Source organism: Haloarchaeobius sp. FL176 (genome assembly GCF_024609245.1).
In the GTDB taxonomy this organism is placed as follows: domain Archaea; phylum Halobacteriota; class Halobacteria; order Halobacteriales; family Natrialbaceae; genus Haloarchaeobius.
In genome coordinates this window covers 41,304-64,398 of sequence record NZ_JANJYH010000010.1, presented here as the reverse complement: position 1 = coordinate 64,398, position 23,095 = coordinate 41,304, and the positions used below count along the sequence as shown (strand labels likewise).

Annotated in this window: 26 protein-coding genes and 3 pseudogenes; 4 read left to right on the top strand and 25 right to left on the bottom strand. The window is 60.0% G+C overall.

The window, feature by feature from the left end:
* Positions 1–102 precede the first annotated feature (102 nt).
* The 10 genes from NO978_RS16030 to NO978_RS15985 form a co-directional block, all read right to left on the bottom strand.
* On the bottom strand, positions 103–2,496 hold the full coding sequence (locus tag NO978_RS16030) for a cation-translocating P-type ATPase (RefSeq protein ID WP_257300588.1): 2,394 nt from the start codon (positions 2,494–2,496) through the stop codon (positions 103–105).
* Between the two features lie 60 nt (positions 2,497–2,556).
* Positions 2,557–3,303, bottom strand: coding sequence for a helix-turn-helix domain-containing protein (locus NO978_RS16025; protein WP_050051691.1), 747 nt, complete (start codon positions 3,301–3,303; stop codon positions 2,557–2,559).
* A gap of 61 nt (positions 3,304–3,364) precedes the next feature.
* Positions 3,365–3,649 carry a hypothetical protein gene (locus NO978_RS16020; RefSeq protein WP_006183450.1) on the bottom strand — a complete coding sequence of 95 codons (285 nt, stop codon included), beginning with the start codon at positions 3,647–3,649 and terminating at the stop codon, positions 3,365–3,367.
* Positions 3,650–3,686: 37 nt separating this feature from the next.
* Positions 3,687–4,349 carry a DUF6735 family protein gene (locus NO978_RS16015; RefSeq protein ID WP_257300587.1) on the bottom strand — a complete coding sequence of 221 codons (663 nt, stop codon included), beginning with the start codon at positions 4,347–4,349 and terminating at the stop codon, positions 3,687–3,689.
* Between the two features lie 68 nt (positions 4,350–4,417).
* Positions 4,418–4,798, bottom strand: coding sequence for a hypothetical protein (locus NO978_RS16010; protein ID WP_257300586.1), 381 nt, complete (start codon positions 4,796–4,798; stop codon positions 4,418–4,420).
* 91 nt (positions 4,799–4,889) lie between these two features.
* A complete protein-coding gene (locus NO978_RS16005) occupies positions 4,890–5,078 on the bottom strand; it encodes a hypothetical protein (protein ID WP_049908471.1) in 189 nt (62 codons plus the stop codon).
* 138 nt (positions 5,079–5,216) lie between these two features.
* Entirely contained in the window at positions 5,217–6,098 is an 882-nt protein-coding gene (locus NO978_RS16000) for a hypothetical protein (protein ID WP_257300585.1), read from the bottom strand.
* Positions 6,099–6,213: 115 nt separating this feature from the next.
* A complete protein-coding gene (locus tag NO978_RS15995; protein ID WP_225935249.1) occupies positions 6,214–7,074 on the bottom strand; it encodes a VOC family protein in 861 nt (286 codons plus the stop codon).
* A gap of 10 nt (positions 7,075–7,084) precedes the next feature.
* The gene (locus NO978_RS15990; RefSeq protein ID WP_222923614.1) at positions 7,085–7,504 is read right to left on the bottom strand and encodes a DoxX family protein; all 420 of its coding nucleotides are present in this window, start codon (positions 7,502–7,504) and stop codon (positions 7,085–7,087) included.
* A complete protein-coding gene (locus tag NO978_RS15985; RefSeq protein WP_257300584.1) occupies positions 7,504–8,205 on the bottom strand; it encodes an SDR family NAD(P)-dependent oxidoreductase in 702 nt (233 codons plus the stop codon). Before NO978_RS15985 ends, NO978_RS15990 begins: the two co-directional genes overlap by 1 nt.
* Before the next feature lie 62 nt (positions 8,206–8,267).
* Between NO978_RS15985 and NO978_RS15980 the strand changes: the two genes are divergently transcribed.
* Positions 8,268–8,621 carry a helix-turn-helix domain-containing protein gene (locus NO978_RS15980; RefSeq protein ID WP_222609130.1) on the top strand — a complete coding sequence of 118 codons (354 nt, stop codon included), beginning with the start codon at positions 8,268–8,270 and terminating at the stop codon, positions 8,619–8,621.
* A 107-nt stretch (positions 8,622–8,728) separates the two neighbouring features.
* Here NO978_RS15980 and NO978_RS15975 read toward each other — a convergent pair whose 3' ends face one another.
* Both NO978_RS15975 and NO978_RS15970 read right to left on the bottom strand, forming a co-directional pair.
* A complete protein-coding gene (locus tag NO978_RS15975; protein WP_369684156.1) occupies positions 8,729–9,385 on the bottom strand; it encodes a trimeric intracellular cation channel family protein in 657 nt (218 codons plus the stop codon).
* Between the two features lie 169 nt (positions 9,386–9,554).
* Positions 9,555–10,481, bottom strand: coding sequence for a transcription initiation factor IIB family protein (locus NO978_RS15970; protein ID WP_257300583.1), 927 nt, complete (start codon positions 10,479–10,481; stop codon positions 9,555–9,557).
* A 117-nt stretch (positions 10,482–10,598) separates the two neighbouring features.
* Here NO978_RS15970 and NO978_RS15965 point away from each other — a divergent pair, with 117 nt between their 5' ends.
* Positions 10,599–11,180: a hypothetical protein gene (locus NO978_RS15965; RefSeq protein WP_257300582.1), complete on the top strand. Its 582-nt coding sequence runs from the start codon at positions 10,599–10,601 to the stop codon at positions 11,178–11,180.
* A gap of 3 nt (positions 11,181–11,183) precedes the next feature.
* Here NO978_RS15965 and NO978_RS15960 read toward each other — a convergent pair whose 3' ends face one another.
* Positions 11,184–11,945: a hypothetical protein gene (locus NO978_RS15960; RefSeq protein ID WP_257300581.1), complete on the bottom strand. Its 762-nt coding sequence runs from the start codon at positions 11,943–11,945 to the stop codon at positions 11,184–11,186.
* A 109-nt stretch (positions 11,946–12,054) separates the two neighbouring features.
* On the opposite strand from NO978_RS15960, the gene NO978_RS15955 reads away from it, so the two are divergent.
* Positions 12,055–12,780 carry a 3'-5' exonuclease gene (locus tag NO978_RS15955; RefSeq protein ID WP_257300580.1) on the top strand — a complete coding sequence of 242 codons (726 nt, stop codon included), beginning with the start codon at positions 12,055–12,057 and terminating at the stop codon, positions 12,778–12,780.
* 331 nt (positions 12,781–13,111) lie between these two features.
* Here NO978_RS15955 and NO978_RS15950 read toward each other — a convergent pair whose 3' ends face one another.
* The 6 genes and pseudogenes from NO978_RS15950 to NO978_RS20035 form a co-directional block, all read right to left on the bottom strand.
* Positions 13,112–13,939 carry a hypothetical protein gene (locus NO978_RS15950; RefSeq protein WP_257300579.1) on the bottom strand — a complete coding sequence of 276 codons (828 nt, stop codon included), beginning with the start codon at positions 13,937–13,939 and terminating at the stop codon, positions 13,112–13,114.
* 302 nt (positions 13,940–14,241) lie between these two features.
* Complete coding sequence (locus NO978_RS15945) at positions 14,242–14,931, bottom strand: hypothetical protein (protein WP_257300578.1); 690 nt, start codon at positions 14,929–14,931, stop codon at positions 14,242–14,244.
* A 13-nt stretch (positions 14,932–14,944) separates the two neighbouring features.
* Positions 14,945–15,622, bottom strand: a complete 678-nt coding sequence (locus NO978_RS15940; RefSeq protein ID WP_257300577.1) for a helix-turn-helix domain-containing protein — start codon at positions 15,620–15,622, stop codon at positions 14,945–14,947.
* Positions 15,623–15,846: 224 nt separating this feature from the next.
* Positions 15,847–16,128: a DUF3006 domain-containing protein gene (locus NO978_RS15935; protein WP_257300576.1), complete on the bottom strand. Its 282-nt coding sequence runs from the start codon at positions 16,126–16,128 to the stop codon at positions 15,847–15,849.
* Positions 16,128–17,531: a lamin tail domain-containing protein gene (locus NO978_RS15930; protein WP_257300575.1), complete on the bottom strand. Its 1,404-nt coding sequence runs from the start codon at positions 17,529–17,531 to the stop codon at positions 16,128–16,130. The genes NO978_RS15935 and NO978_RS15930 overlap by 1 nt, the downstream gene beginning before the upstream one ends.
* A gap of 472 nt (positions 17,532–18,003) precedes the next feature.
* Positions 18,004–18,187 (bottom strand): annotated as a pseudogene (locus NO978_RS20035) (hypothetical protein); the annotation flags it as partial.
* A gap of 65 nt (positions 18,188–18,252) precedes the next feature.
* On the opposite strand from NO978_RS20035, the gene NO978_RS15925 reads away from it, so the two are divergent.
* Entirely contained in the window at positions 18,253–18,720 is a 468-nt protein-coding gene (locus tag NO978_RS15925; protein ID WP_257300574.1) for a hypothetical protein, read from the top strand.
* Between the two features lie 384 nt (positions 18,721–19,104).
* Here NO978_RS15925 and NO978_RS15920 read toward each other — a convergent pair whose 3' ends face one another.
* The 6 genes and pseudogenes from NO978_RS15920 to NO978_RS15900 form a co-directional block, all read right to left on the bottom strand.
* On the bottom strand, positions 19,105–19,800 hold the full coding sequence (locus NO978_RS15920; RefSeq protein WP_257300573.1) for a hypothetical protein: 696 nt from the start codon (positions 19,798–19,800) through the stop codon (positions 19,105–19,107).
* A gap of 581 nt (positions 19,801–20,381) precedes the next feature.
* Positions 20,382–20,689: pseudogene (locus tag NO978_RS20030) on the bottom strand (hypothetical protein); the annotation flags it as partial.
* Positions 20,690–20,705: 16 nt separating this feature from the next.
* Positions 20,706–20,864 (bottom strand): annotated as a pseudogene (locus tag NO978_RS15915) (DUF955 domain-containing protein); the annotation flags it as partial.
* 57 nt (positions 20,865–20,921) lie between these two features.
* On the bottom strand, positions 20,922–21,923 hold the full coding sequence (locus tag NO978_RS15910; RefSeq protein WP_257300572.1) for a DUF6610 family protein: 1,002 nt from the start codon (positions 21,921–21,923) through the stop codon (positions 20,922–20,924).
* 135 nt (positions 21,924–22,058) lie between these two features.
* Entirely contained in the window at positions 22,059–22,280 is a 222-nt protein-coding gene (locus tag NO978_RS15905) for a hypothetical protein (protein WP_257300571.1), read from the bottom strand.
* 122 nt (positions 22,281–22,402) lie between these two features.
* On the bottom strand, positions 22,403–23,095 hold the full coding sequence (locus NO978_RS15900) for a nucleotidyltransferase family protein (RefSeq protein ID WP_257300570.1): 693 nt from the start codon (positions 23,093–23,095) through the stop codon (positions 22,403–22,405).

Genomic DNA, 23,095 nt, shown 5'->3' with positions numbered 1-23,095 from the left:
GGACCTGCCCGAAGGGGTTCAGAGAGCTCGTTGCTCTCGTGTTCGACGAGTGACACAGTTCTGCATAAGGTGGCACTGTCTTTCTCGCTAGTCTTCATGGGTTCATACACCCATTTCTTGGCCAGTCTTACCGTCCATGCGTTCAGGCGCGATTCGCGACAACCGCATCGCGTTCCCGGTGACACCGAGGCTCATCCCCATATCACCGACAACGACCGCCAACGCAACGCTGACCAGACCCAGCGGCACGCCCAGCGCCAGCAGGAGCTTTACGCCGAGGCTCGCCCAGATGTTTTGCCGGATCACACCGTTGGCCGTATGCGACAGATCGTACAGGTACGGGAGTTTCCCGATGTCGTCGCCCATCAACGCAATATCAGCCGTTTCGAGGGCGGTGTCGGTGCCCGCCGCGCCCATCGCGATGCCGACCTCCGCAGTGGCGAGCGCGGGGGCGTCATTGATGCCGTCGCCGACCATCGCAACCTCCCCGTACTCCGCCTGTAACTCTTCGACTGCGTCGACCTTCTCGTCGGGCAGGAGTTCGGCGCGATACTCATCGACACCGACCTGCTCGGCGATGGCGCGGGCGGTGCCCTCGTTGTCGCCGGTCAGCATCACCACGCGCTCGACGCCCAGCTCGTGTAGGCGTTCGACAGCCCGCTTCGAGGCCGGGCGAACCTCGTCGGCGATGGCGATCGCACCCAGCAGTTCCGACTCCGTCCCGACGATGACGACCGTCTTGCCCTCCCGCTCCAGCGCGGAGAGTGCATTCTCGGCAAACGCCCCGTCGTCGGACTCTGACGACTCTTCCGCTACGACGCCGCCGTCCGTCTCGCGGCGTGCCCGAGCGAGGTCGAAGCCCAGCTCCTCGAAGAGCGCGGGCTTGCCCGCATAGTACGTCTTGCCGTCGATCTCGCCCCGGATGCCCTTCCCCGTGAGGCTCTCGAAACTCGTCGCATCGGGCAGATTACCCACGCCCGTCTCCTCAGCACGGGCGAGAATGGCCGCAGCGATGGGGTGCTCACTGCGACGCTCCAGTCCGGCGGCGCGACGGAGCAGATCGTCCTCCGTGGTGTCACCGACCGGGACGACATCGGTGACGGCGAGTTCGCCCTTCGTGAGCGTCCCCGTCTTGTCGAGCGCGACGGCATCGACTTCGCCCATCGCCTCGAGGTAGTTGCCGCCCTTGATCAGGACGCCGTTCTTCGCGGCGCTCGTAATTCCCGACACCACCGAGACGGGCGTCGAGATGACGAACGCACAGGGACAGGCGATCACCAGCAGGGTGAGCCCCCGGATGAACCACGTCTGCCAGTCGCTCGCGAAGGTGAACCCGTACCCGGCCAGGTCGACCGAGATGGGGTCGGCGATGACCAGCGGCGGGATTGCGGCGGTCAGGATTGCCAGCACGACGACGAGGGGTGTGTAGTAGCCGGAGAAGCGGTCGACGAACTGCTCAGACTCGGTCTTCTTCGCCTGTGCGCCCTGTACCATCTCGATGATGCGCGAGAGCGTCGAATCGCCAGCGGTCGAGGTGACCTCTACCTCGAGGTACCCCTCTTCGTTGATCGCGCCGGCGTAGACCTCGTCGCCGGCAGTCTTGTCGACGGGGACGCTCTCGCCCGTGATCGGCGACTGGTCGACTGCACTCTCGCCGTCGATGACCGTTCCGTCGAGCGGAATCTTGTCGCCGGGGCGGACGACGACGGTCTCGCCAACGTCGACCTCCTCGGCGGGAACGGTCACTTCCTCACCATCGCGAAGGGCGGTCGCCTCGTCGGGCGAGAGTTCCATCAGCTCGCGCAGGGAGTCCCGTGCCCTGTCCATCGCGTAGTCCTCGAGCAGCTCGGCGATGCTGAATAGGACGGCCAGCGTGGCGGCCTCGACGAAGTAGCCGATACCGGTCGCCGCGATGATCGCCGTCCCCATCAGCAGGTCGATGTCGAGGCTTCGGTTCTTCGCGGAGTAGTACCCGCTACGGACGACCGGGATGCCGCTGGCGGCGACGGCGCCGAGGAACAGGACATCTGCGATGTGGAGCGGGTACTCGAGGACGCTCGCCACCGTGGCGTTCTGTCCGGTGAGGAGGAACTCAAAGAGGAGGCCGAGCGTGACGAACGCCGCGCCGAGCCACGTCTTCTTCGCGCGAGGACTCGTCCAGACCTCCGATGGTGGCGCGATGTCGACGCCATCGGCCGCCTGGTTGTCCTCATCATCGCCCTCGGCGTCCGAGCCCCCGACGACCTCGTAGCCGGCGCCTTCAATCGCCTTGATTACGTCGGCTTCGCTAGTTCGATCAGGGTCGTACGTGACGTTGGCCGTGCCGGTGGTCGGCTGGAGCGTGACGTCAGTAATGCCGTCGACACGCTGGAGGCTCTTGTTCACCTTTTGGGCGCAAGAGGGACAGTCCATCTCGGGAACGGCGAGGCGGGCGGTCAGCTCACGTCGCTGTCCGCCGCCGCTCGTTCCTCCTGCTGCGTCCGGATTCTCTGTCATCACGTCACGGTAGGAGCGGGAGTTCGATATGTCTTTGTTGGAATATTCCAACTACGGCCCTCAGTGGGATGCCAGCCGTTCTTCCGCTACCCGCTCGCCGGCGACATGTTGCTTCGCCAAATGTTCTTCCGCCCGACGGAGTCGGTAGGTGAGTGTTGACCGTGGCACGTCGAGATGCTCTGCGAGTTCTCCAACATCGACCTCGCGGGGTGATTCGTAGTAGCCGTGTTCGACGGCGGCCTGGAGAGCAGCCTCTTGGGCTGGAGGCAATCCACTTGGTGTTCCGTCGCTTCCCCTAGCTGATGTTGTGTCCGCTGTGCGGAGCATCTCCATCTGGGCGCACTCCCCGACGGCGACTTTGAGAGCGTCGAAGAACGCCGCCACGTCGCCATCGCCGGAGTGGATGAGTCGCCACGTGTAGTGGCGGCCCTCGTGACGAGTCTCGAACAGCACGCCGTCGCCGAGGTGGTCGCGAGCGATGTGGGGGACTGAGGCGCAGGTCGGAGTGCGCTCCCAATCTGAGTAGAGGATGAGCGCGTCGTCCGTGCGGTCGAGGACGCGGGTGGTCTGTGTGGCGTTGCAGTCCTCGGTGGCGAGACAGTCAGCGTAGTAGTCGCCGTTGAGAAAGGCGTCCTCGATGGCGTTGAGCGCCTCAGGCGTACCGGTGGCATGGTCGACCCGCCAGAGACGCTCGGCAGTGGCGTGCAGCGAGAGCGAGCGAACGCGAGCGTCGGGGTGGTCGGCGAGGGCGTCCGCCACCCTGTTGCAGCCGGGCTCGTATTCGAGAGCGAAGACGAGTTCGCGCATACCCCGTCTAAGGCCTGCTACGACATAACCCATGGCCTGCAGCGTTGTCGACCAGTAGATCTCAGATTACGTCGTCAGGGTCGTGAACTTCCTGCATTCGCTGTGCTTCGGCCGCGTATTGCTCCTGGAGGTCGGGGTCATCGACCATGCCAAGATTGCCGGGTTCAGCATCGACTGCTGCTGTCGTATCTCGGACGTCGGTGAAGGACGTGAGTGCGCGTTCCTTCCGATAGTACTGTTCTCCATCGGGCGTTGCGTAGGTGAGGATGATCAGATTCTGCTCGTCATCGGAGTACGTCCGTTCGACAAGCCAAACACGAACGTCATCTTCAGACTGATTTGACATACTTAGACGTCCCCCGATATCCACTAAGGGATTGGTGTTACGACTTGCCGAGACTCGCTGTCTCGAAGGGTGACTCTCCGGTCGGAATGAGCAGCTCCTGTCGGTCTCCGACTCGCTCGGCCAGCTTCCGTTTCAGGTACTGTCTCGCCGTCGACGGCGTGAAGACGCCCTTGTCCAGCATATCGCCGACGACGTCTTTGAGGGCCGCGAACTGTCCCTGGAGGTGGCCGTCGCCGACCGGCTCGCCGTCGTACCAGCGCACCGTCGCGAGCGCGCCGTTCCCGACCGTCTCTCCCTGTTCAACCGTCTCCGAGTCGTACTGGAGCCCGAACCACAGCGTCCGATAGGCGGTCACCTCGAACGTCGTCGACACCACGAAGAACGCCTCGTGATGGAGGTAGTCGAGGTGGTCCGCGACGATCTCGTCGAGGGTGAGCCCGGTGGCGCGGGGCTTCGGCTCGACGACCGTCGACGGGCGGTCTTCGCCGGCGAGGTAGCCGTCGGCGGCATCTGCCTCGAGGCCATCGGCCAGCTCCGCCAGCAGCTGTTTCGCCCACTTGGAGTCGGTGTCCTCGCCACCGAACGGCGACTCAGCCGAGATTCGGTGCTTGAGCTTGAGATTCGCTGCACCCCAATGAGAGTAGTGGAGCGTGTACTGTCCGTCAGTTCGTTCGTACGCAACGAGTGCGCGGTGGCCCATTGAACAATCACCTCGCAGGACGACCCACGACTGGATCGCCCCGCACCCCTCCCGGGGGACGAACAACGCTACTCGTCGATCGGGTCAGGGGAACTGAGGTCCGCGTGGAGGACTTCGCCGTCGCGAACGACGTACCGCTTCGCCAGGACTGGGAAGCGGCACTTGGTGAACCCCGCCGTCTGGATATCGAACTCTTCGTCGGTTTCGAGGTGGTCGGCAAGTTCTCGCAAGAACTCGTGGGTTACGATGCCGCCCTCGTAGTCCGGGAGGCCGTTCTCCCGCGCCGCGTACACCTCGAAGTCATCGTACCCCCAGATAGTGAGCTCTCCCTCTTCGGTGACCTCCCAGTCGAGCGTCCCGAAGCAGTAGCTCTCACAGAGCTCGCGGACTGCCTGTGGATCCGATACGATCGCGCCGGTCGACGTCGTCGCAGCTTGCAGTGTGGCCATATCTGGACTTCACGAGGTCGCCCCCGCACCCCTGTCGGGGGCGATAAACCGACGTGAGAGGTGCCTCCCGAGGCGTGGCCGGCGACGCCAGTTAGGAGTCTGCGTGGGCGTCCGCCCCGGCTCCGTCGCCCGGCCGCGTGAGAAGGCTCACCTCTTCCAGAAGGTCTCTCGCGGTCTCGACTCGCTCTCGATCCGCGTCGTCTAATCGGTCGACGTCGAGTCGGTTGAGATTGCTGAGTATACGATGCATCCGGTAGCCCTGTTTGAACTCTTGCTCCATCGGAAGCGCCTCACCACTCGCCGGCGCGAAAAGACTCCCCACCGAGACTGGCGTCGGGCTTGCAGGAGCCCGCGGCCTTAACCAACGAACCCCGACGCTACTCGCAGGGTGTTGGTTAATCGACGCCCAGCACTGGCGCTACTCGAGACTGGATCCGTAGCGAGCCGAGCCACACACCCGGCACTCCCAGATCGGTTGGCCCGTCCACGCCGCATCCGGGACCGACTCGTGGGTCTTGAACCGATGGTCGGTCGCCCGTCCACAGGTTTCACAGTCGAGTTCCTGCGTCGTCGGTACCGACGACACCTGGCGATCAGCCGCAGCCTCGCCAGTGGACTCGGTTAGCGCCATCGCTGGAACCAGCCACACCGCGTCGTCGGCGTCGTCGAAGGCCGCGTCGAGACGCGACGCGTCGCGGATGCCGTCCCCTCGCTGGTCGTAGAGCCGCGTCGGGGCCTGCTTCTGACGCTCCGACGCTCCCTGCCTGTGCCACCCAGCCCGGTCACGGGCGGCACTGAGAAGCCGCTCTCCATCCTCTGAGGCCACCTGTACTGCGTCGGGGAGTGAGGGCCATTGCTCGACCAGCTGGCGCGCCGGTGCTTCGTCGAGATCGTAGATGAGGGTGTAGTCGTCGACGGCCGGCTCCGCCTCGTTGGCGGAGAGGAGGGTCGCCGCGGCGCCGCCCTTCGCCACGGCGCCGTAGAACGTGGTCGACTCGACGACCAGGTGGACGATGCCGACGAGGGTCTGTTCTGGAGCGTCGTTCGCGTTGACTGAGGAAGTGCCGTCAACGTGGTTGGTGAGGCAAAATCGGCACTTCGTCTGCGTCGCCGGAATGGATGACCCACAGGACCGGCATTCGTTCTCCGTAGCTGCCTGGTTGGGATATCCTCTACTGCTCGATGCTACTCGCTGTTGATGGGCTTCTTCCCCTCCGCCGTCGTCTAGGGTATCGTCTGGGATGTGGGAGGCTTCGCCGGTCGGTCGGAGTTCCTTGAAATCAGCGTAGTGGCCGTCCATAGTTCGATCTGCCGAGAATTTGGCTCGTCTTCCGGTTTAAATTATAGCACCGCTCCAAGCGGCCTGTACGTGCTACAGAGTGGTTCTCGATCGTCGAATACTGCCTGCGTCTACGCTACTGGTTCGATGAGTCCGCTCGAATGCGGATCTCGATCTCATCAGGATCGTGAACAACGACTCCCTCATCCGTTTCGGTGGATGGAATATCACCGGCTACGAGCCGCTCCCGAACTGCTTCGAGTGAGTCGTCGTCTGGCAGGAGCACTTCGAACCACGACAGTCCGCGTCCGCTGACCGGTCCCGTTCTGTGGTGCCACGTGTTCGCCCCGAGATGGTGGTGGTAGCCGCCAGCCCCGACGAAGAGGGCGGCTGGCACTTCTGTTTGGATCTCGAACCCGAGTGTGTCCACGTAGAAATCGCGGAACGCCTCCAGCGAGGACACTTCGAGATGAACGTGCCCCACGTCCGTTCCGGCAGGAAGTCCTGACGCTTCTGCGGCTGCGGTTTCCAATGGGCCGAGATCGAGAGGATACGTACCCATACGGATGCGCCCGTTGTCAGCGCGGGGCCAGTCTTCACGGGGGTAATCGCGGTAGATCTCGATGCCGTTGCCTTCTGGGTCGGTCAGGTACAGCGCCTCACTGACGCCGTGGTCGGACGCGCCGCCGAGCTGCCAGTGTTCCTGAATGCGGGCTAACGCGTCACCTAATGCCGCACGCGAGGGGACTCTGAATGCGTTGTGAAAGAGACCCGCTGCCGATTGGTGTCGTCCGAGTGCGTCTGCATCACCCTCTAAGACGAGGAGCGGCGTGTCATCGACACCCAGTACTGACTCGGTGTCGGTTCGGCGAAGCACGCTGAGGCCGACGACATCCTGGTAGAACCCGGTCAGCTCTTCGAGGTCGTTGACGCGAAGCGCGGTCCGCCCGATGTGTGCCTCCTGGGGGAGTACGTCTGGATTTGTTTGCGTTGTCATGGGAGACATCTCAGAGCCCGATGTTGAGCGCGTACGGCCAGGCGGTGCTACTGAATGCTGCGAGAACGAGCGCAGCGCCGAAGAGCGTGGCGTTCTTCAGGAAGTTCGTCATCTCAGACTGCCGCTGTTCGGGGTCATCGACCGTCCAGAAGTCGTGCATGACCGGCGTCACGCCCAGGAAGAATAGCGCGATAACCGCTGCTCCGACCAGTGGGTAGACGCCAAGCGCGATGGCAAGTCCGCCAGCGATGAGCATGAGGCCAGACAGGATGACGGCGAGCCGCGGGGCGGGAACGCCCTTGGCTTCGGCGTAGCCACTCATTCCGTCGAGCCCCGTGAAGTGACCGAGCCCCATGAACCCGAGCAGGACGCCGAAGACGACGCGGCCCACCAGAAACGCGAGCCCACCAGCTGCAGTCTCCAGCGCCATCAGTCCTCGACCCCCGGCTGCCCACCGGTCAGCTGGACGATCTGCCCCGTAACACCCGCGTTCGAAAGCAGGTGAACAACTTCGTCGACGACGGCCTCCGGTGCCGTCCACTCCGAGAAATCGGCGTCGGGCATCGCTTCGCGGTTCCCCGGGACATCGATGAGGAACGGAGCCACGGCGTTGACGCGGGCCTCAAGTTCGACATCGAGCGACTCGGTCAGCGTTCGAACCGCGCCCTTGCCGACGTCGTACGCGAGCGTCCCGCCGACGGGGGTGATGGCGCGGTCAGAGCTGAACAGAACGACTCCGCTGCGCTCGTCGAGGTTCTCCGCGAAGGCCTTAACGGTCAGGAACGCCGTCGTCGCGTGGCGATTCAACGCGGCCTGGAACGCATCGGCGTCGGTGTCGTTGACGCCGCCCATCGAGAAGCCGCCGGCGAGGCCGACGATGTGATCGACCGATCCGTGGTCATCGACAACCGTCTCGGCGAAGGTTTCGACAGCTGGCTGGTCGGTCAGATCGACCTGGTAGTACGATACTGCATCGGCGTGTTCAGCGCGGGTCGCTACTTCATCTCTCGCCGTTTCGGTGACGTAGGTACCGACGACGTCGGCGCCGCTCTCGATCAGCGAATCAGTCACGTACGGGCCCATGTTGCCGGTTGCGCCGGTCACGAGCACCGTCGAGTTTTGTAGTTCCATTACATTACCTAGTTTGCCCCCAAACCTATATATAGCTCAGGCAACAATAGTGTGACCAAGTAATGGCGACCCAACCACCCGAGGCTGACACAGATGAAGACACCGAGGTCGAACGGCGGAATGCGGACGTCTGCAACGTCGTCGGAGCGGTCGAGGAGATGGGAGCGAAGTGGAAGCTCATCGTCCTGAACGACCTGCGCGACGGTGAAAAGCGATTCAACGAACTCAAACGCTCGACGGGTGCCAGCTCCTACACGCTCTCGCGGGTGCTCGACGACCTAGCGGAGGAAGGGTTCATCGAGAACCGGAAAGAGTTCGAGTCGCCGGTGGCGAGTTACTACACGCTGACAGAGAAGGGAGATGCCCTCTGTCCCGTGTTCGAGTCGCTTGACGCTTGGGGTGAGGACTGGCTCTGAATGCTGTCAGACCGACGGTAGTCCGTCGGTGATGATCGGCCGATCTGGGATAAGGAACGCCGATAACCTCCGCTCTCTCTGTCTTCATCTCCGTGGCCACTGGGGCGCTACTCTCGTGTTAGTCCCAGTACCTGTGCAGTCGGAAGTGACCAGCCGTAGAGAAGTGCCGCAATTCGTGTGCCGACAACAATCACTGCGCACACCGCTGCAGCGGTTCCGTTCGCCCCTCCGACAGCGACGATCATCCAGTATGCACTCCCACCCAGTACCGCACAGCTGGCGTAGAAATCGTCGAGGAGGATAAATGGCGAGCGAGCTAGGAGGATATCGGCCACAGCACCACCCCCTACCGCGTTGATCGTCGCAATCGCGACGACGCCGAAGGCGGGGATGCCGGCCTGCGTGGCGACGATAGCACCTGTCGTTGTGAACGCGGCGAGCCCGATCGCATCCGAGAACTGTGTCACCGGATGCGTGTCGGCTGACTCGAGGACGGCACTCACTCCAACCGCTAGTCCGACACCGAGCAATCCGAGGGCGATCTCGGTGGGTGTACTGAGCGCGAGCGGAATCCGATTGACGAGGAGGTCACGGGTCATCCCGCCTGCAAATGCCGTGGCGAGGCCGACCACCGCGACACCAAATAGATCGAACTCCTCGCGGATTGCCTTGGTGGCCCCGACAAGGGCGAACGCGACGAGCCCAACCGTGTTCATTACGGCGAAGGGATCAACGATCAGGGCGTCGACGATCTCCTGCGTCACTGGTTCGAGACAGGATAACGAGTCTGATGAGTGCTTCGTCTCCACCAACCATCTCGGGTTCGCTACTCCGTCACGCGCTACACGAGGGTCATCAGATGTAGAGTATTCTCCACCCCATCTTCTTACAGCAGTTCCGTCTAAACGCGACAAAGCTTCCAACGACGATGATTCAGGTAGATAACTCGCCCAGCACGTTTTGGTGTGTCCGGATGGTCGGTGCGGTGACGTTCGCGACGTTTGCGGCCTGGGATTGCGTCAGCCATCGGCCCTCTTCGCGACCGGCCTTGTAGAGGCAGGCCGCAGCGAATCCGGCTGGATGGACGCCCGTCGTGACGCCGCGCTCCTCGGCCTGTTCCGCGAGGGCTCGGGCCCGCTGTCGGATCTCGTCCGGACACGAGAGGTCCGAGGCGAGGCGCGGCACGAACATGCTGGGGGAGACGGGTTCAGCGGGGAGCCCCAGCTCCTCGTTCAGCGTTTTGTACGCGTTCGTAACTCGTGACTCCGCGACGCGGGCCATCTCGCTGATGTCGTCCACTAACCGCGAGAGGCCGTTGCACCGGCAGGCCCCGTAGACGCTGGCCGCGGCGATGGCTTCAATGGATCTGCCACGAAGCAGATCCTCGTTCTGGGCGCTCCGGAAGAGCTGGCACGCCTGGTCGCGAACCGAATCGGAGAGTTCGAGGGCACTCGCCAACCGACGCACTTCGCCCAATCCGTGGGCGAGATTCCGTTCTGCTTTCGACCGCCAGCGACCCCGGGTCTGCTCGCGGCGCATCCGCGCGAGTCGCCGTTGTTTCTGCCCCGAGAGTTCGTTCCCCTTCGCGTCGGTGCCGCGACCGATCTCCGTCGACAGGCCGCGATCGTGGCGGGCCGCAGTGAGTGGAGCACCCGTTCGCTCGCGCTTCTCGTCGTCGTACGCCCGCCACTCCGGCCCGTGATCGATGCGCTGTTCGTCGATGACCAGGCCACAGTCCTCGCAGACCGTTTCGACCGCGTTCGTGGTGACTCGACCGTCGCACTCGGGACACTGGTTCGCACTCGATTCCGTTCGGACGTCTTCGTCGAATCCGCTCTCGTAGATGTCTCTGGTTGCCATTTTAACTCACCTCTGTCTGGGACACCTCCTTCTGAGGGCCCCACCCATCGGGGCCAATAACAAACTACAAGTTGTGTCGTGGCGGGGTTATAAGTAATTCCAAACAAGAGGTTTGGTATGACTCAGGAACGGCGTGTTCATCGAGGGCGAATTCAGCAGGTTGCTGCCGAGACCACTGTGTCAACGTCGCGCCTTACGGAACTCTTGGAACGGATCGCCGACGTGACCGTTATCGATGATTACCTCGAGAAGGCGTGGCGCAGTTCTTCATCGACGGTCGAGCTAGCATTCCAGAATCCACCGAGTGACTTCGTCTTCGCTATACCTGACTCTGAGTGGTCAACCATTTTCGAATCGATCGATGTTGAGGAGGACGAGGCGACTGCAGCGAAAGAGTGGCATTCCATCCGCGCACATGACCTTCTCACGTCCAGCGGGCGCTCTCATGAATTGGAGGAGGGTCACTCATATCTCGTCGTACCGATTCAAGATATCGAGGTCTGGCGACGATCGAGACTCGTCCTATCTTGGTGGTTTCAAGAGCTGGCAGAGGATGGCCTCACCCCACCCGAAATCCTCGACTATTGGATGACCGAAGAGCTAGGGAACGCCCCGAAAGAATGGGCATCCCAACGTGATGTCCACCCTGAAGCGGTGCGAAAGAATGTCCGACAGGCTAGGGAGAAACTCATCGAGTAACGCTTACTCTGATTCTTGCCTGAATTCGTCAGAGTACTCATTCCGCCGCGTTGCAGAGTCGGTTTTGAACCCTCGCGGTTTGATGATTGGCTGCTCTGGATCGTAGGGGGATGCCACCCCGTAGGTGTCGTCTTCCGGCTCGTTCTGATACGTCTCTCGGAGATCGGCTCGATATCGGTCGTCCGAATAATAGAGGCAGAGGACTGCATCCGGTTTTCTGTTCGGAATCGTTGGGACCTTCGCAGAGTCGAACGGGCGAGACTGAAATTGCTCGACGATGATGTCCTCGAGGACGTCCGTGTCATCTGGTGTGAAGAACAGATATTTTCCGTGGTCAGTCGTTTCAGCCAACGATCGTGGCCGGTCATCTGTCCGCTCCTGGATGCTGTCGGTCGTATGGTACCAGACCCACCCACGGGAGGTTGAACGACTGATTCCATCTGGAAGTTCAGATGCAGGCTGGAGTGAATCCGGCCGTACCGAGTCCCTGGCTTCGATGACGCCCTCGACGTACTCAAGAGCCTGCTGTCGGTAGTTCTCAGTTGGCTCTTCCGGAACAGCGGCTAGCTCTTCTTCGTGGTCGTAGTCCGGTAGCTTGGTGACTGTCGGATCCGGGTTCTTCGGCGGCTTCACCCGTTCGAACCACTGCGATGTACTGTCTTCCCGGAGCAATCTGGCGAGCTCTCGTAGTTCCGGATTGGAGATCCGACCTCCAGGGGCTATTCCGGTAGGGGCTGTTGGCCAGGAGACCTCTGCCTGATTCATACTTCTCTAATCAAGTCTGTCCCGGCAAAAGTATCCACGACCGGGAACACTGACAGCTAACCCCAGACGTTTCACTTCGATTTAAATACCCAGACTTGGACAATCCGCTATGTCATCTAGTGGTACCAGGCGACTTTCCCTCGATATCGAGACGATCAGCCCGCATCTCACGCCTGATGACGATCCTGACTGGGAGGATCCGGAGGATTTCCAACTCGCGGCAATCGGACTCGCGTATGACGGTCCCGAAGCAGGCGGTCGCTTACCCCGAACGCAGATCCTCACTCGGCGCGCTCCAGGGCTTGCGTCCGAACTGGATCTACTACGACGGATCAATGCTGAGCTGTGGGCCTACCAACCGGACGAGATCGTAACGTATGCGGGCGATTTCTTCGACCTGCCGATCCTGAAAAAACGACCCGTCTATGCTGCTGACGGCCCTGCCGGTGATGGGCTCGCTGGCGATTTGAAGACTATCATTGAGAGCGCCGAATCTGTGGATTTGGGCGACTTCGCAGCTGAGGCCTACGGGTATGGGACTGGACTCGACGATCTCATCCAGCATCAGGAGGTCGGGCTCCGGCGGACGTTCTTCGACGACTACGCTCATGAATTAGATCTCCAGAGGATTCGCCCGACTGATGCAGACACCGACTACGTCGATAGCGGCGACATCCCTGGAATTATGGAAACGTGGCTCCACGCTCGTTCGGACAGTCACGACGATATAGGCCCGTGTAATCTTGAGCAGACGGAGCGGATGCTCTCGGACTACATCTTGGGCGATATCGAACACCTCATCACGCTCTCGCACAGGATACCCTTCAGCGAATAATGGTCGTGGCTGCGCGCGCAGCGCAGCGAGCACGGAGCGGAGGGTGGGGAGGCGGGGGATGCGGTGCTAGGTGAACGACGAGCAGACAGGGAGAGCACACAGACAACTGCCACAACCCCACCGGTGCGTCGGCAAAAAAAGAGAGGGCGAAGTGTGGCCGAGAGAGGAGCCTGCGAGCTCAGTCCCGGAACACGTCCAGGCGTTGCTCAGTCGACCCCTTGCTGAAGTCCGCGTGGGTCACCGTCCCGTTTCGCAGGCTTGGACCGTCACCACGTTTGAGCACTCGTACCTCCGACTCCGACGTGAGTGCCAACGTTGGTTCGCCACCGTACTAGCCGACCTCGCAGTTCAGCAGCCTCACACGGTCACCCTCGCGGAGCACCGTCCCAATCCGGGAGCGCTTCCAGATGGTCAGCTTCGCCGTCGCCGAGCCATCGTCGAGCACGCCGACCTGTTGCTGGTTGACCGCCGCCGGCTGGTAGAGCATTCTGACTTCGGCTTCCACGTTCGCCTGGATGGCGTACTTGGGGTGGCCCATCCACTCTTCGAGGGTCGCGATGAGCTGAATCGCATCGGTGCCCTTCGCCACCTCCTCGTTCGTCTGCAGGGCGGCCGCCGTCAACCCCATGTCCTGGCACGCGACCTTCTCCGCGAGTTGCTTCGCGTAGGCTCCCTGGGATGGCCCCCGGAAGCGCTCCGCCAGCTGCATCCCGTATCGGTTCAGCTCGCCCAGGGTATCCGCATCGAGTTGTTCACGCGGGTCGACGTCGGGGTCGCCACCGCTCCCGAGCACGCCACGCTCTCTGAAGTCACGAACCTGCTCGTTGGACTCCCGCTCGGTCTGCACCCTACACGACCGCTCCCGATCGATGCCAGCCTCTTCGGCCGCTAGTGCGTTCTCTCGCTCTTCGGCCAGCCGCCGTTCCTCCGCTTCGAGCGTCGTCCCGTACGGGTGGTCCAGATTCGCCTTCCGGCTCCAGTCGTAGTCGATTCGACCCTGCTTCTCGAGCTCCACCGTGGGTCGCAGCTCAGGTGCGTGTTCCCCACACGCCGCTTCCGCGAGCAGTTCGTCGTCGTCCTCGATCGCGTCTTCGAGGGTCAACTGTTCAGTCGCCTGTACGTCCGAACCTTCATCACGGATCGTGTTTCTACTAGACATTGGAATCGACCTGATTCCGAAGGCGCTCACTGAGCGTCCACAACCGCGACTCCACTCGCGGTTTTCTGCAACACCGACTGGCCAGACACACCTGTTCAGCCGGCTACCTCGCTCGGTGGGCCATCTACCGTCCTGGCGGACTCAGAAAGGGCGAGGCCGTCTCGGTCGTCCCCCGACCCCGGAAGCACCGCAGGCACGAGGAGCGCAGCGCGGGTTGCGGGATGCCGAGCGGCCGAGGGCTTTCGGAGAGCGACTCCCTTCGTCACATAGTCGATTCGGTGAGAGCCCAGCGTATTGTCGTCTTAGTGAAGCTGCTCCCGCTGTGTACGCAAGAACGTGATAAGATCGTCGACGGCATCAGCAGGGAGATCCTTTTGCTGGAACACACCCTTGAACGAGTCTGCGAACCCGTCCTGCTGGAGCCGGTCGAGGACGACCTCTATTTGCCCGTCGAGTTCCTCGGGATTTCCACGGTGGAGATGCCGTTCGATCCGGTTGAACTCCGCCCGAGTGCTGATGACGACGAGATCGCGGGTATCCGCCAGCCGGCCACTGTGTAGTTTCATCGCGAACAGGAGCGCTGGTTCCGGGATACGGCCGTCCAAGTCGTCCGCCACATCGATGGACTGGATGGTGCTATGCTCGTGGAGGTAGCGATACGACCATTCGGCGTCGGTCTGTCGGCACCGCATCGCGTCGACGAGGGCTTCGAAGGTCACGGCATTCTCGCCAACTGGCTTCTGGTACTGGATCATTCGCCCCTTGTACTCGTTCGAGACGTCTTTCTCGAACTCCTTCTCGTATCCAAGCTCGTGGAGCAGGGTGTCGTAGTCGTCCAGCGCGGTGGCCGGGATTACGGTGTCGATGTCGGTTGTGAACCGCGTCTGGAAGGCGGACACAGCCCAGCCGCCGACGAGGACATACGGGAGTCCGGCACTCTGGACTGCACGATGCGTGTCGATGAGTTCGGATTGACGTTCAGGAAGGCTCATTCGAGAGTAGTTGCTAGTCCGCATCCATCGCACTGTGGTGCGAGGCATCGACGTCGACGTCGTATTCGGTGGCGATGATTTCCAACGCGGGTTCGTACGCTGGCCGGTTCTCCATCATTTGATCGACTGCAGTCTCTAAGGGGACGACTGGATTCCCGTCCACCCACTCAACCTCGAACCGATCGGGTTGCGGGAACAGCACGTAGTGCACGTTCCCGTCGACGTCGCTGACGTCCGGACGCTCGTTGATCGTCGTCTCGATTCCATACTGTTCGAAGAACGCAATCCAGCGTTCGATGTCCTGATCGTGGACCTGGATGAAGACGGGATAGTCGTCGTGACTGCGGGCGATCTGGTACCCGCCGTGCGTCCAGACGTACGCGGCATCGATCTCTGTGTACGCGAACTCCATGCCGGCGAAGTGCGGGATGATGTAGGCATCTTCTTGAGAGATGGTATCCCGGCTGTACACCGCGGCCATCATCTCGGCGTACTGCTGTCGCATCCCGTGGTCGACGACCTGGATTCCAGTGTCGGTATTCGAGATAATATCGGCGGCTTCCAATCGTTCGACCCAGTCGTACGTCCACGAGTACGATTTCCCTATCTTGTTCGCGACACGGTTGATTGAGTCGCCACGCTTCGCTGCCAAGACGATTTTCGCAGCCGTCGCATCGATCACGTCTTCCATCTGTAGTTGCCACCCTTTCCCGGAGCGCTGAACTCGGTCTTGATTATCGCTAACGCGATGATGACTAATAGAACTTCCGTCGTGGTGAGGGCCCAATTGCGACGCTGAGCTGGTCAGATAACAGTACCAACTGACTTGCTTGGTCTCGCTGTGAGGTCCCATATCGTCAGTCCCCAATCTTCGGGGCTAAACAAACGCTCAGTCGAACCGAACGGGCCTCTCGGTCACTCCGCTCCCGGCCGCTCGTCCGGTAACTCGCTCGATAGGCTGTCGAATCGTGATTGGGCATCGGTACGGCGCTGCTCTGTGTCCTGTTTTTGATAGCGAAGCGCGACCGTCTCGTCCGAGATCTCGAGCTCGAAGATGGCGTCTTGGTGGCGGCCAGCTTTCGGGAGCATGCCACGCGCCACGGTGATCTCGTCCACCTGTGCACCGTCTTGCTCGAGCAGCAGGACGGCAGTCGATTCCTCAAAGCGGTCGAGGACGGCGGTGTAGGTTTCAGGCATCAGTAGCTCTCCTCGATGACGACAGTCCCATCGTCAGTACGCACGGTCACGGTATCGCCGCCGTTATTCCACACAGCAGTCTCCTGCCCCCAGTACAGGTCGGTCGCTGAATCAGTCCCACTCCCGCTGTGGATGGTCACACGTTCGCCGGGCGCCAGCGTGAAGCCGTCGGGGAACTCGAACGTCTTCCCGGCCTCGTCGACGAGCTCCCAACCACTCAGGTCGAGTGTCGACTCGCCGGTGTTCTCGAGCACGACGTACTCGTCGTTGAGGTTCTCGTTGTCGTTGCCCTCGGCATCAGCGTTGATGTCCACAAGCGAGAGCTCGCCGCCACCGTCGGTCGCGACGTCTGTCGTGGGTGCAACTGATCTGGTCCCCACGATCGTCTCACGGACGCCTGCCCCGCTGTAGGTCCCTGGTTCGACCGGATCTCCGGACCGGAGCGATGTCGGGTCGGTCGGTGCCTCGTCTTGGGTCGCGATACTGACCGCGCTCCCGTTGCTGTACACCACGACGTTCCCGTGGGTCGCAGTCCAGTAGGTCGGGATCGAGCGGCTGGCGAACCGTTGCAGAGCTTCCTCGTGGGGGTGGCCGTACTGGGAGTCGTACGCGCTGGTGACCACGACGACCTGTGGCTGGACGGCGTCGAGGAGGCTCGACCGAGAGCTGGACCGACTGCCGTGGTGGCCGGCTTTGAACACGGTCGAATCGAGCTGGCTGCCGTACTCCTCGACGAGCGCGGACTCACCCTCGACTTCGGCATCGCCGGTGAACAGGAAGCTGGTCTCGCCGTGGGTCACCCGGAGCACGAGACTGTTCTCGTTGCGCTGGTCGTTCGCGAGGAGATCCTGGGGCGGCCCGAGCACGGAGACGTCGACGGCCTCCACGGGCATCTGTGCGCCTTCGCGGGTCTGGTAGAGCGGCACGTCGTACTCCTCGACGGCGTCCAGATACCGACTGTAGGTGTTCGAACTCGACGCCAGGCCGGGATCGTAGACGGCACCGACACCCTCGCCCTGCGTCTCGAAGTACTCGATGACGGCGGCGTGGCCGCCGATGTGGTCCGCGTCGGCGTGCGAGGTCACGAGGTGGTCGATGCGCCCGACGCCGATCTCCTGGAGGTAGTTGATAACGTACTCGCCCTCCTGGGGCCAGTTGCCCGAATCGATGAGCATCGTCTCCCCAGCCGGCGTAATCAGTAGGATGCTATCCGACTGCCCGACGTTGATGAAGTGGACCTCTAGGGTCCCGTTCGCCGTCACCGCGGTAGCCTCACCGACGGGCGTCACTCCCTCAGTCGGACTGTCGGTCGGTGTCACTCCCAGGTCGGTGGGGGCAGCACACCCGGCCAGGGTGACCACACAGACGATGACTAGGCCGATACCCCGGCGTGAAGCGCGCATGGTGACATGCTTCTGCCCGAGTCGCAAAAGCATGCCCCTGGCTGCAGCCGCGAAATGGTCTGCGCTTGGTGAATGCCAAGGGTTCGAGGCTGTTAACCAATATGCCACGGCTGTTGGTTAACCAGGTGCGACTGGAAACTTGTGAGCGATCTTTCCGAATACGATGATCTTCCTGCTCCCGTGACCTACTACCGCCGATTCGACTCGTTTACCGAGGCCCTCGAAATTGCGGAAATCAGATAGACAGTGTCGAAATGGACGAACTACGGTCGAACCGGCATCCGGTGATTCTATCTACGAATGATGGGCTTCTACGGACAGGTCAATTACCTGATTTTCCCGAGGTTCTATGAACACGTATACTGTCGAGTTCAGGTCATTCTAAGCGATCTCCCAAGCCGCCGGTCACCAAACTGGAGTCCACGAGATTCTTAAGAAAGGACCCTCAGGTTACTATAATTGGTTCCCCAAACTCGAGGTTACCCTGCGACTGTGCGTTCTCGTTGACGACCAGCCGGTTGTTAACGTCGCCCGTTCGACTACTGTCCGGAGCGACGGCTTCCACAAACTACTGAGCCGCTATGGAGGTGCTCTTTGACCGGATGGCCTCCCGGCCACAAGTAGTGGATTTCAGAGTGTTCGCGAGTTCCGAAACTTTTCTGGAAAATGATGGGTTAGGGTGAAAAATAGCCTTTATGTTCCCGTATATTTTCATTGCACGATGGCCAAACATACCAATATGCATCGGAGATCCCTATTGGCAGCGTCAAGCTCTCTTTTGATATTGACAAGTGGATGCTTATCAGAGAGTAGATCAAGTTCACTTGAGACTGTCAATGATCCTCCTGAGTGGCTTTCGGAGGACAATGACTGTGAAATCGGTTATGCCGCGGGCTACTTGAGCCTTTCCGGGAGAAACGAGGATGTCGGGGATTCAGTTGCTGTGGTAGACTATAATGAATTAACAGACCATTCTAAGTTATTAGTCCGATATTCCGTTGAAAATGGTATTGCAAAATCGTGTTCAAACGAAGTTCCATTTATGGACTTTCTGAGAGAAATAGACAATCTTGCCCTCGAGCCATATAGAGATGAAAATAATCATGGCCCGGACACGACTTCAATTCATGCTGCCGGTGGATATTATAATATTGTGAGATTGGCGGCCTCTGATGTTGTATTCAGCTAAGCCTATCTATACGCTACCAAGTTTATCCTGTACTCATCGCCATTCAACCTCAATATCCGGTTTTCTCGAATACCGGCTGGCGGACTCTCACTGAAATAGATGTAATCACCATCCTCTGCAATCAATCTGCGTAAGAGATTTTGCTCGTTCACAGTTAAGTCAAGAAAATCAACCACACCTATTCGTTGCCGGATTGTCTCTTCAGAGACGCGCTTTGATGAAAACATAGAGGCTCTCACATTAGATGAGAGCTCGTCCACCGACAAACGATAATACGGTTCACTCTGTATCTTGTTCGGGCTACCTACCACACTATTGACTGAGCCGATTGCTCCCGCTGTAATAGCAGTCTTGAGGAGGTTTCTTCGGTTAAGGTTAGTTTCACTAGTCAAAGTAAGCAACACCTCGTTCACATTCGGAGAAAATATTCCAGGACTTGAATTCTCCATCAGAACTGTCCGGCAAGTTATCATCACAAGTCAGATTCCATCCCTCATCAATCGCATTATCACCGTAGAAGTTCGTCATTGGTGTAGTCAAAATTGAATTGCTGGCACTCCCGTCAACCCGTCCGTCTTTATGTAGCATTCCAAGATTATGCCCCATCTCGTGGACGGCAACTACAGCGTATTCGAATTGATAATCTGAGCTAATACGTGTCCCGTCGTATGTCCAATCCCCAAAGCCTTTCTCAGCAGTTAGGGGTCCTGCTTCCACTACACAGTACTGTCCTTTGTAATCGCCTTTACCAATGTAGGGTCCACGTCCATCACCATGCGTTAGCAAGATATTTGAGGTCGGTGCTGGGTTGGTCAGACAGGACTCAGTCCCGTAATATCTCCACCATTCAACTAAATCGTCCCAGGCCCCGCTTTCACTATAGCAAATAGGTCCGGATCCACTATGTTCAACTATTTCGCTAGGTGGATCCGGATTGTGGTAATCTGCTGAAACAAAGTAAGACATTGAAGGCCATTCCGAGAATGTATCGCGAATTAAGTCAGCGATTTCGTGATTAAGACCAGGGTGGGCACTATTTAATTCCTCAGTCTGATACACGTTGACTTCTACTGTTGGCATCGATTGGTTCTCACCGATTGCAATTACAAATAGTTTATGCAGGCGATATTGTTGTAATACAATAACAAAAATATATTATCGAAATTAATTACTTATTTATTAGATGCTGCGATCTACCACACTCCCAGGGCGGATACATCGACGCTGCGCGTGCCTCAAATACCTGGTCCGTAGAATCCGAGCTTCGGTCTCGAGTCTGAAGAGGCTCGCCAGCATCTCTGTCAGGTAGCCGAACACCACGAATCAGAGTCCAAACGACAGATTGCGAAAGCTGAGCTCAAGAAGCACAGGTATTCGGTTGACTGACCCAGAACGCTCTCCGAAAGTAGTACGCGTGGGGTTGACGTTCAATAGTTCTCACAACCTCAAGTGTTATTGCGTCTGGAGCTTTTCTACAGCCCTCTCGAGCTCTTTAACCCGATTATTTTTCTACTCGGCCTTCTCTTCTAATTTATCGACATGGTCGGCTAACAAACGATTCCTCTCTTCCAGATGAGCCTCACTACAATCCGAGTGGTGCTTCGACTCATGTGACTCCTCCGAGTCTGTGTCCACAGACCTCTTTTTTCAGAACCCGAACCAGACTCAGGCTCGTAGAACTTGCTGGTACTTGAGATTGCTCGCTCGCTCGTCTTCTGGCCATAGGTCGGCCCCTTGGCGTAGTGTACCTCATCCCATCTCTCACGGATGAGCCCGGACCGACGGAACAACTCGTCCATCCGAGCTCTGTCTCCACCGGTCAAGAACGCCAGCAAACAACACAGCGCCATGTCGGCTTCGGACTGGCTCTCGTAGCCTGCGCTCGCCCGCGCCACAGTCGCTCGAACTTATCGCCGTTGCTGGCGCTCTGCGCCTTCTGAAGCAATTCTTCATCGGAGAGGCCCACACTCGCCTCCTGTCTCCGCCGACTCGTCGTCGAGCCACTCTTGGAACTCCTCGCTAGCCTGGGCGTCGTCGACGCTGGCGACGAGGTCGTCAACCCACTGTTCGATGGTACTGTGCATCTGGTCGCGTCGTGGATCGGTCTCCTCGAACGAAACCGACGAGCCACTGGTCGTAGCCATTGTTTTTACCTGAACCGCGCTGCACCCTTCGGGGCGCAGAAAAAACTCGCTGTGGCGTCACGCCGGCGGGAAGGATACGCTCTGCTCGCCGGCGAGTTCCTCGAGGTTGTTCCGGTGTCGGTGTGAGAGGTAGCAGTCGTAGCTGCAATACCCACAGATGTCGCCTGTGTCGTACTCGGCGACGTAGGGACCGCGCTCGGTCGTCCACACGTTCGCGCTACACTCAGTACACGCCGCGCTCTCGAGATCGCTCGGTGATGGACCGCGATACGAAAGTCCGATGCCGTCCTTTTGGGGTGTCGACTCGGGCCAGACGCCGTGTGCCTGCCAGAACTCACGAATCCTGGCGAGGCCGTGGCGCACGGTCTTGCGAACCGTGACGTGGTCGGCGTCGCGACCGCTATCGTCCCAGCCATCCGGCGTCCAGAACTCGCCGAACTGTGCTCCGAAATGTACACCGTTCCAGTCGAGGCCGACGATATCGGCTGGTGGGTTGCCCGCCAGTGTCGGACAGGTGAGCTGGTCGATCACGCTGAGTTGCTTGGGTGGGCTCCCACCGAGGATATGGACGTGACGGCCACGCCAGTCCACGGGGTCGGAGAACTCGTGGGCGAGTCGGTCAGCGTAGCCGCGTGAGTAGCCAAGGACGAGGTTGTCGGGAACCGCGTGAATCGCAGCCCGGCACTTCGGCACGATGACGAGGTCTGCCTGGGGGTAGCTGCTCTGAATTTCGCGCGCCGCGGCAACGTACTCGTTGACGTCGTCGACGTCGTAGGCGTCACCAATCACGCCCACCCGCGGTTCGCACTCGAAGAAGCGCTCGATGTACCGTTCGAGGTCGGGATTGCGAAAGTCGTTGTCGAGCATCCCGACCGGAAGCTCAAGGTTCGTATACTGGTGCTGTTGGTAGGTACAGTCCTCACGAAAGCCTGTGAGAAAGCCAAGACGGAACGCGTCCAGTGCGAAGGGAACGCGGTGGAGGAACGCCACGTGGTCGGCCTGCCGTGCTTCCGCAATCTTGCCGGCGCTGCTGCTGGTCGGACGTGCTGAGAGTGCCATTTCAAATCACCCAGAAGATACGGGATTGTTCGCCCCGCAGCCGCTCTCAGGGGGAGACAAAACAGCCAGTCGAAGCCGGCCTTAACCAACACCACTGCTGACCGTTCCTGGTGTTGGTTAATTCACAGCGACCGGCTATTTTTCCGAGGAACGGATCTCGTTGGCGCGGTGTTCGAGCAGCCGAAGGATCTGTACTCGTTGCTGGTGGGCGTTTTCGTAGGCGACGCAGGCTCGCAGCGTATCCATGTCGTGAATCGTCACGATGCCGGCGTTGATGAGGCGCGGATTCGGTGGTTCGACCCGCTGTTCCGGTGACAGGCCGTTCGGTTCCGTGGACTGCTCTGTGGGGTGGCTCACTGTATATCGCCTCCGCGCCTGCAAGGCGACGAAAAACAGGGATAGTTCACTCACTGATTCGCTTCTGTCTCAGCGACAGCAGATACTACCCCAGTGCGAGAGTCACGGCGAGTGTGGTCCCGCTACCGTTGTTGTTTGAGGAACTGGAGAAGGGTCTCGATGTCTTCGGCCGACGCCGACGATTGGCCGAACATACTCTTGAAGCGGTGATCCAGCCCGCCTTCTTCGATGAACGCTTGTGCCTCACTGAGCTGTGCTCGGAGGGCATCACCATCTCCGCGATGCAGATGCGTCTCGACCATGTCCAAGTCGATTGACGGAATTGCGGCAAGGACATCAGCGAGATCCGTTTTCCGGCCACTGTGGAGCTTGGCGGCGACGAGTACTTCCCCATCAGCTGCTCGTGCGGTCGTCGACCGAGTCCCTCCCGAGACCGTCGTTGAGGTACTATGCGTACGCAGATAATCGAACGACCACTCCGCCTCGGTCTGTCTACAGCCGAGGCCGTTCACAAGAATGTCCACGCCGACCGGATGGGGTAGTCCCTCGCTTCGCTCGAAGCATTCGATTTCCCGATTGTAGATGGTCTCTTCCGGTGGGACTTCGAGATCGGCCGTTCGTTCGAAGTCGCGTGCTTCGAGGAATGTCACGACCTCGTCGTAGTCGTCCGGAGCGATGACGAGGTCAAGATCGGTCGAGAACCGTGTCTCGAACTGACTGATCGCGTACCCACCAACGAGAACGAACCCAATATCTGACTGCTCCAGTTCTTCGAGTACTTCGATGAGTGCTTCACTTCGGTCTTCTTGGCTCAT

Bases quoted from the DNA above. Each gene is read 5' to 3' on its own strand.
- NO978_RS16030 (WP_257300588.1), bottom strand. From the start codon at position 2,496: ATGACAGAGAATCCGGACGCAGCAGGAGGAACGAGCGGCGGCGGACAG.
- NO978_RS16025 (WP_050051691.1), bottom strand. From the start codon at position 3,303: ATGCGCGAACTCGTCTTCGCTCTCGAATACGAGCCCGGCTGCAACAGG.
- NO978_RS16020 (WP_006183450.1), bottom strand. From the start codon at position 3,649: ATGTCAAATCAGTCTGAAGATGACGTTCGTGTTTGGCTTGTCGAACGG.
- NO978_RS16015 (WP_257300587.1), bottom strand. From the start codon at position 4,349: ATGGGCCACCGCGCACTCGTTGCGTACGAACGAACTGACGGACAGTAC.
- NO978_RS16010 (WP_257300586.1), bottom strand. From the start codon at position 4,798: ATGGCCACACTGCAAGCTGCGACGACGTCGACCGGCGCGATCGTATCG.
- NO978_RS16005 (WP_049908471.1), bottom strand. From the start codon at position 5,078: ATGGAGCAAGAGTTCAAACAGGGCTACCGGATGCATCGTATACTCAGC.
- NO978_RS16000 (WP_257300585.1), bottom strand. From the start codon at position 6,098: ATGGACGGCCACTACGCTGATTTCAAGGAACTCCGACCGACCGGCGAA.
- NO978_RS15995 (WP_225935249.1), bottom strand. From the start codon at position 7,074: ATGACAACGCAAACAAATCCAGACGTACTCCCCCAGGAGGCACACATC.
- NO978_RS15990 (WP_222923614.1), bottom strand. From the start codon at position 7,504: ATGGCGCTGGAGACTGCAGCTGGTGGGCTCGCGTTTCTGGTGGGCCGC.
- NO978_RS15985 (WP_257300584.1), bottom strand. From the start codon at position 8,205: ATGGAACTACAAAACTCGACGGTGCTCGTGACCGGCGCAACCGGCAAC.
- NO978_RS15980 (WP_222609130.1), top strand. From the start codon at position 8,268: ATGGCGACCCAACCACCCGAGGCTGACACAGATGAAGACACCGAGGTC.
- NO978_RS15970 (WP_257300583.1), bottom strand. From the start codon at position 10,481: ATGGCAACCAGAGACATCTACGAGAGCGGATTCGACGAAGACGTCCGA.
- NO978_RS15965 (WP_257300582.1), top strand. From the start codon at position 10,599: ATGACTCAGGAACGGCGTGTTCATCGAGGGCGAATTCAGCAGGTTGCT.
- NO978_RS15960 (WP_257300581.1), bottom strand. From the start codon at position 11,945: ATGAATCAGGCAGAGGTCTCCTGGCCAACAGCCCCTACCGGAATAGCC.
- NO978_RS15955 (WP_257300580.1), top strand. From the start codon at position 12,055: ATGTCATCTAGTGGTACCAGGCGACTTTCCCTCGATATCGAGACGATC.
- NO978_RS15950 (WP_257300579.1), bottom strand. From the start codon at position 13,939: ATGTCTAGTAGAAACACGATCCGTGATGAAGGTTCGGACGTACAGGCG.
- NO978_RS15945 (WP_257300578.1), bottom strand. From the start codon at position 14,931: ATGAGCCTTCCTGAACGTCAATCCGAACTCATCGACACGCATCGTGCA.
- NO978_RS15940 (WP_257300577.1), bottom strand. From the start codon at position 15,622: ATGGAAGACGTGATCGATGCGACGGCTGCGAAAATCGTCTTGGCAGCG.
- NO978_RS15935 (WP_257300576.1), bottom strand. From the start codon at position 16,128: ATGCCTGAAACCTACACCGCCGTCCTCGACCGCTTTGAGGAATCGACT.
- NO978_RS15930 (WP_257300575.1), bottom strand. From the start codon at position 17,531: ATGCGCGCTTCACGCCGGGGTATCGGCCTAGTCATCGTCTGTGTGGTC.
- NO978_RS15925 (WP_257300574.1), top strand. From the start codon at position 18,253: ATGGCCAAACATACCAATATGCATCGGAGATCCCTATTGGCAGCGTCA.
- NO978_RS15920 (WP_257300573.1), bottom strand. From the start codon at position 19,800: ATGCCAACAGTAGAAGTCAACGTGTATCAGACTGAGGAATTAAATAGT.
- NO978_RS15910 (WP_257300572.1), bottom strand. From the start codon at position 21,923: ATGGCACTCTCAGCACGTCCGACCAGCAGCAGCGCCGGCAAGATTGCG.
- NO978_RS15900 (WP_257300570.1), bottom strand. From the start codon at position 23,095: ATGAGCCAAGAAGACCGAAGTGAAGCACTCATCGAAGTACTCGAAGAA.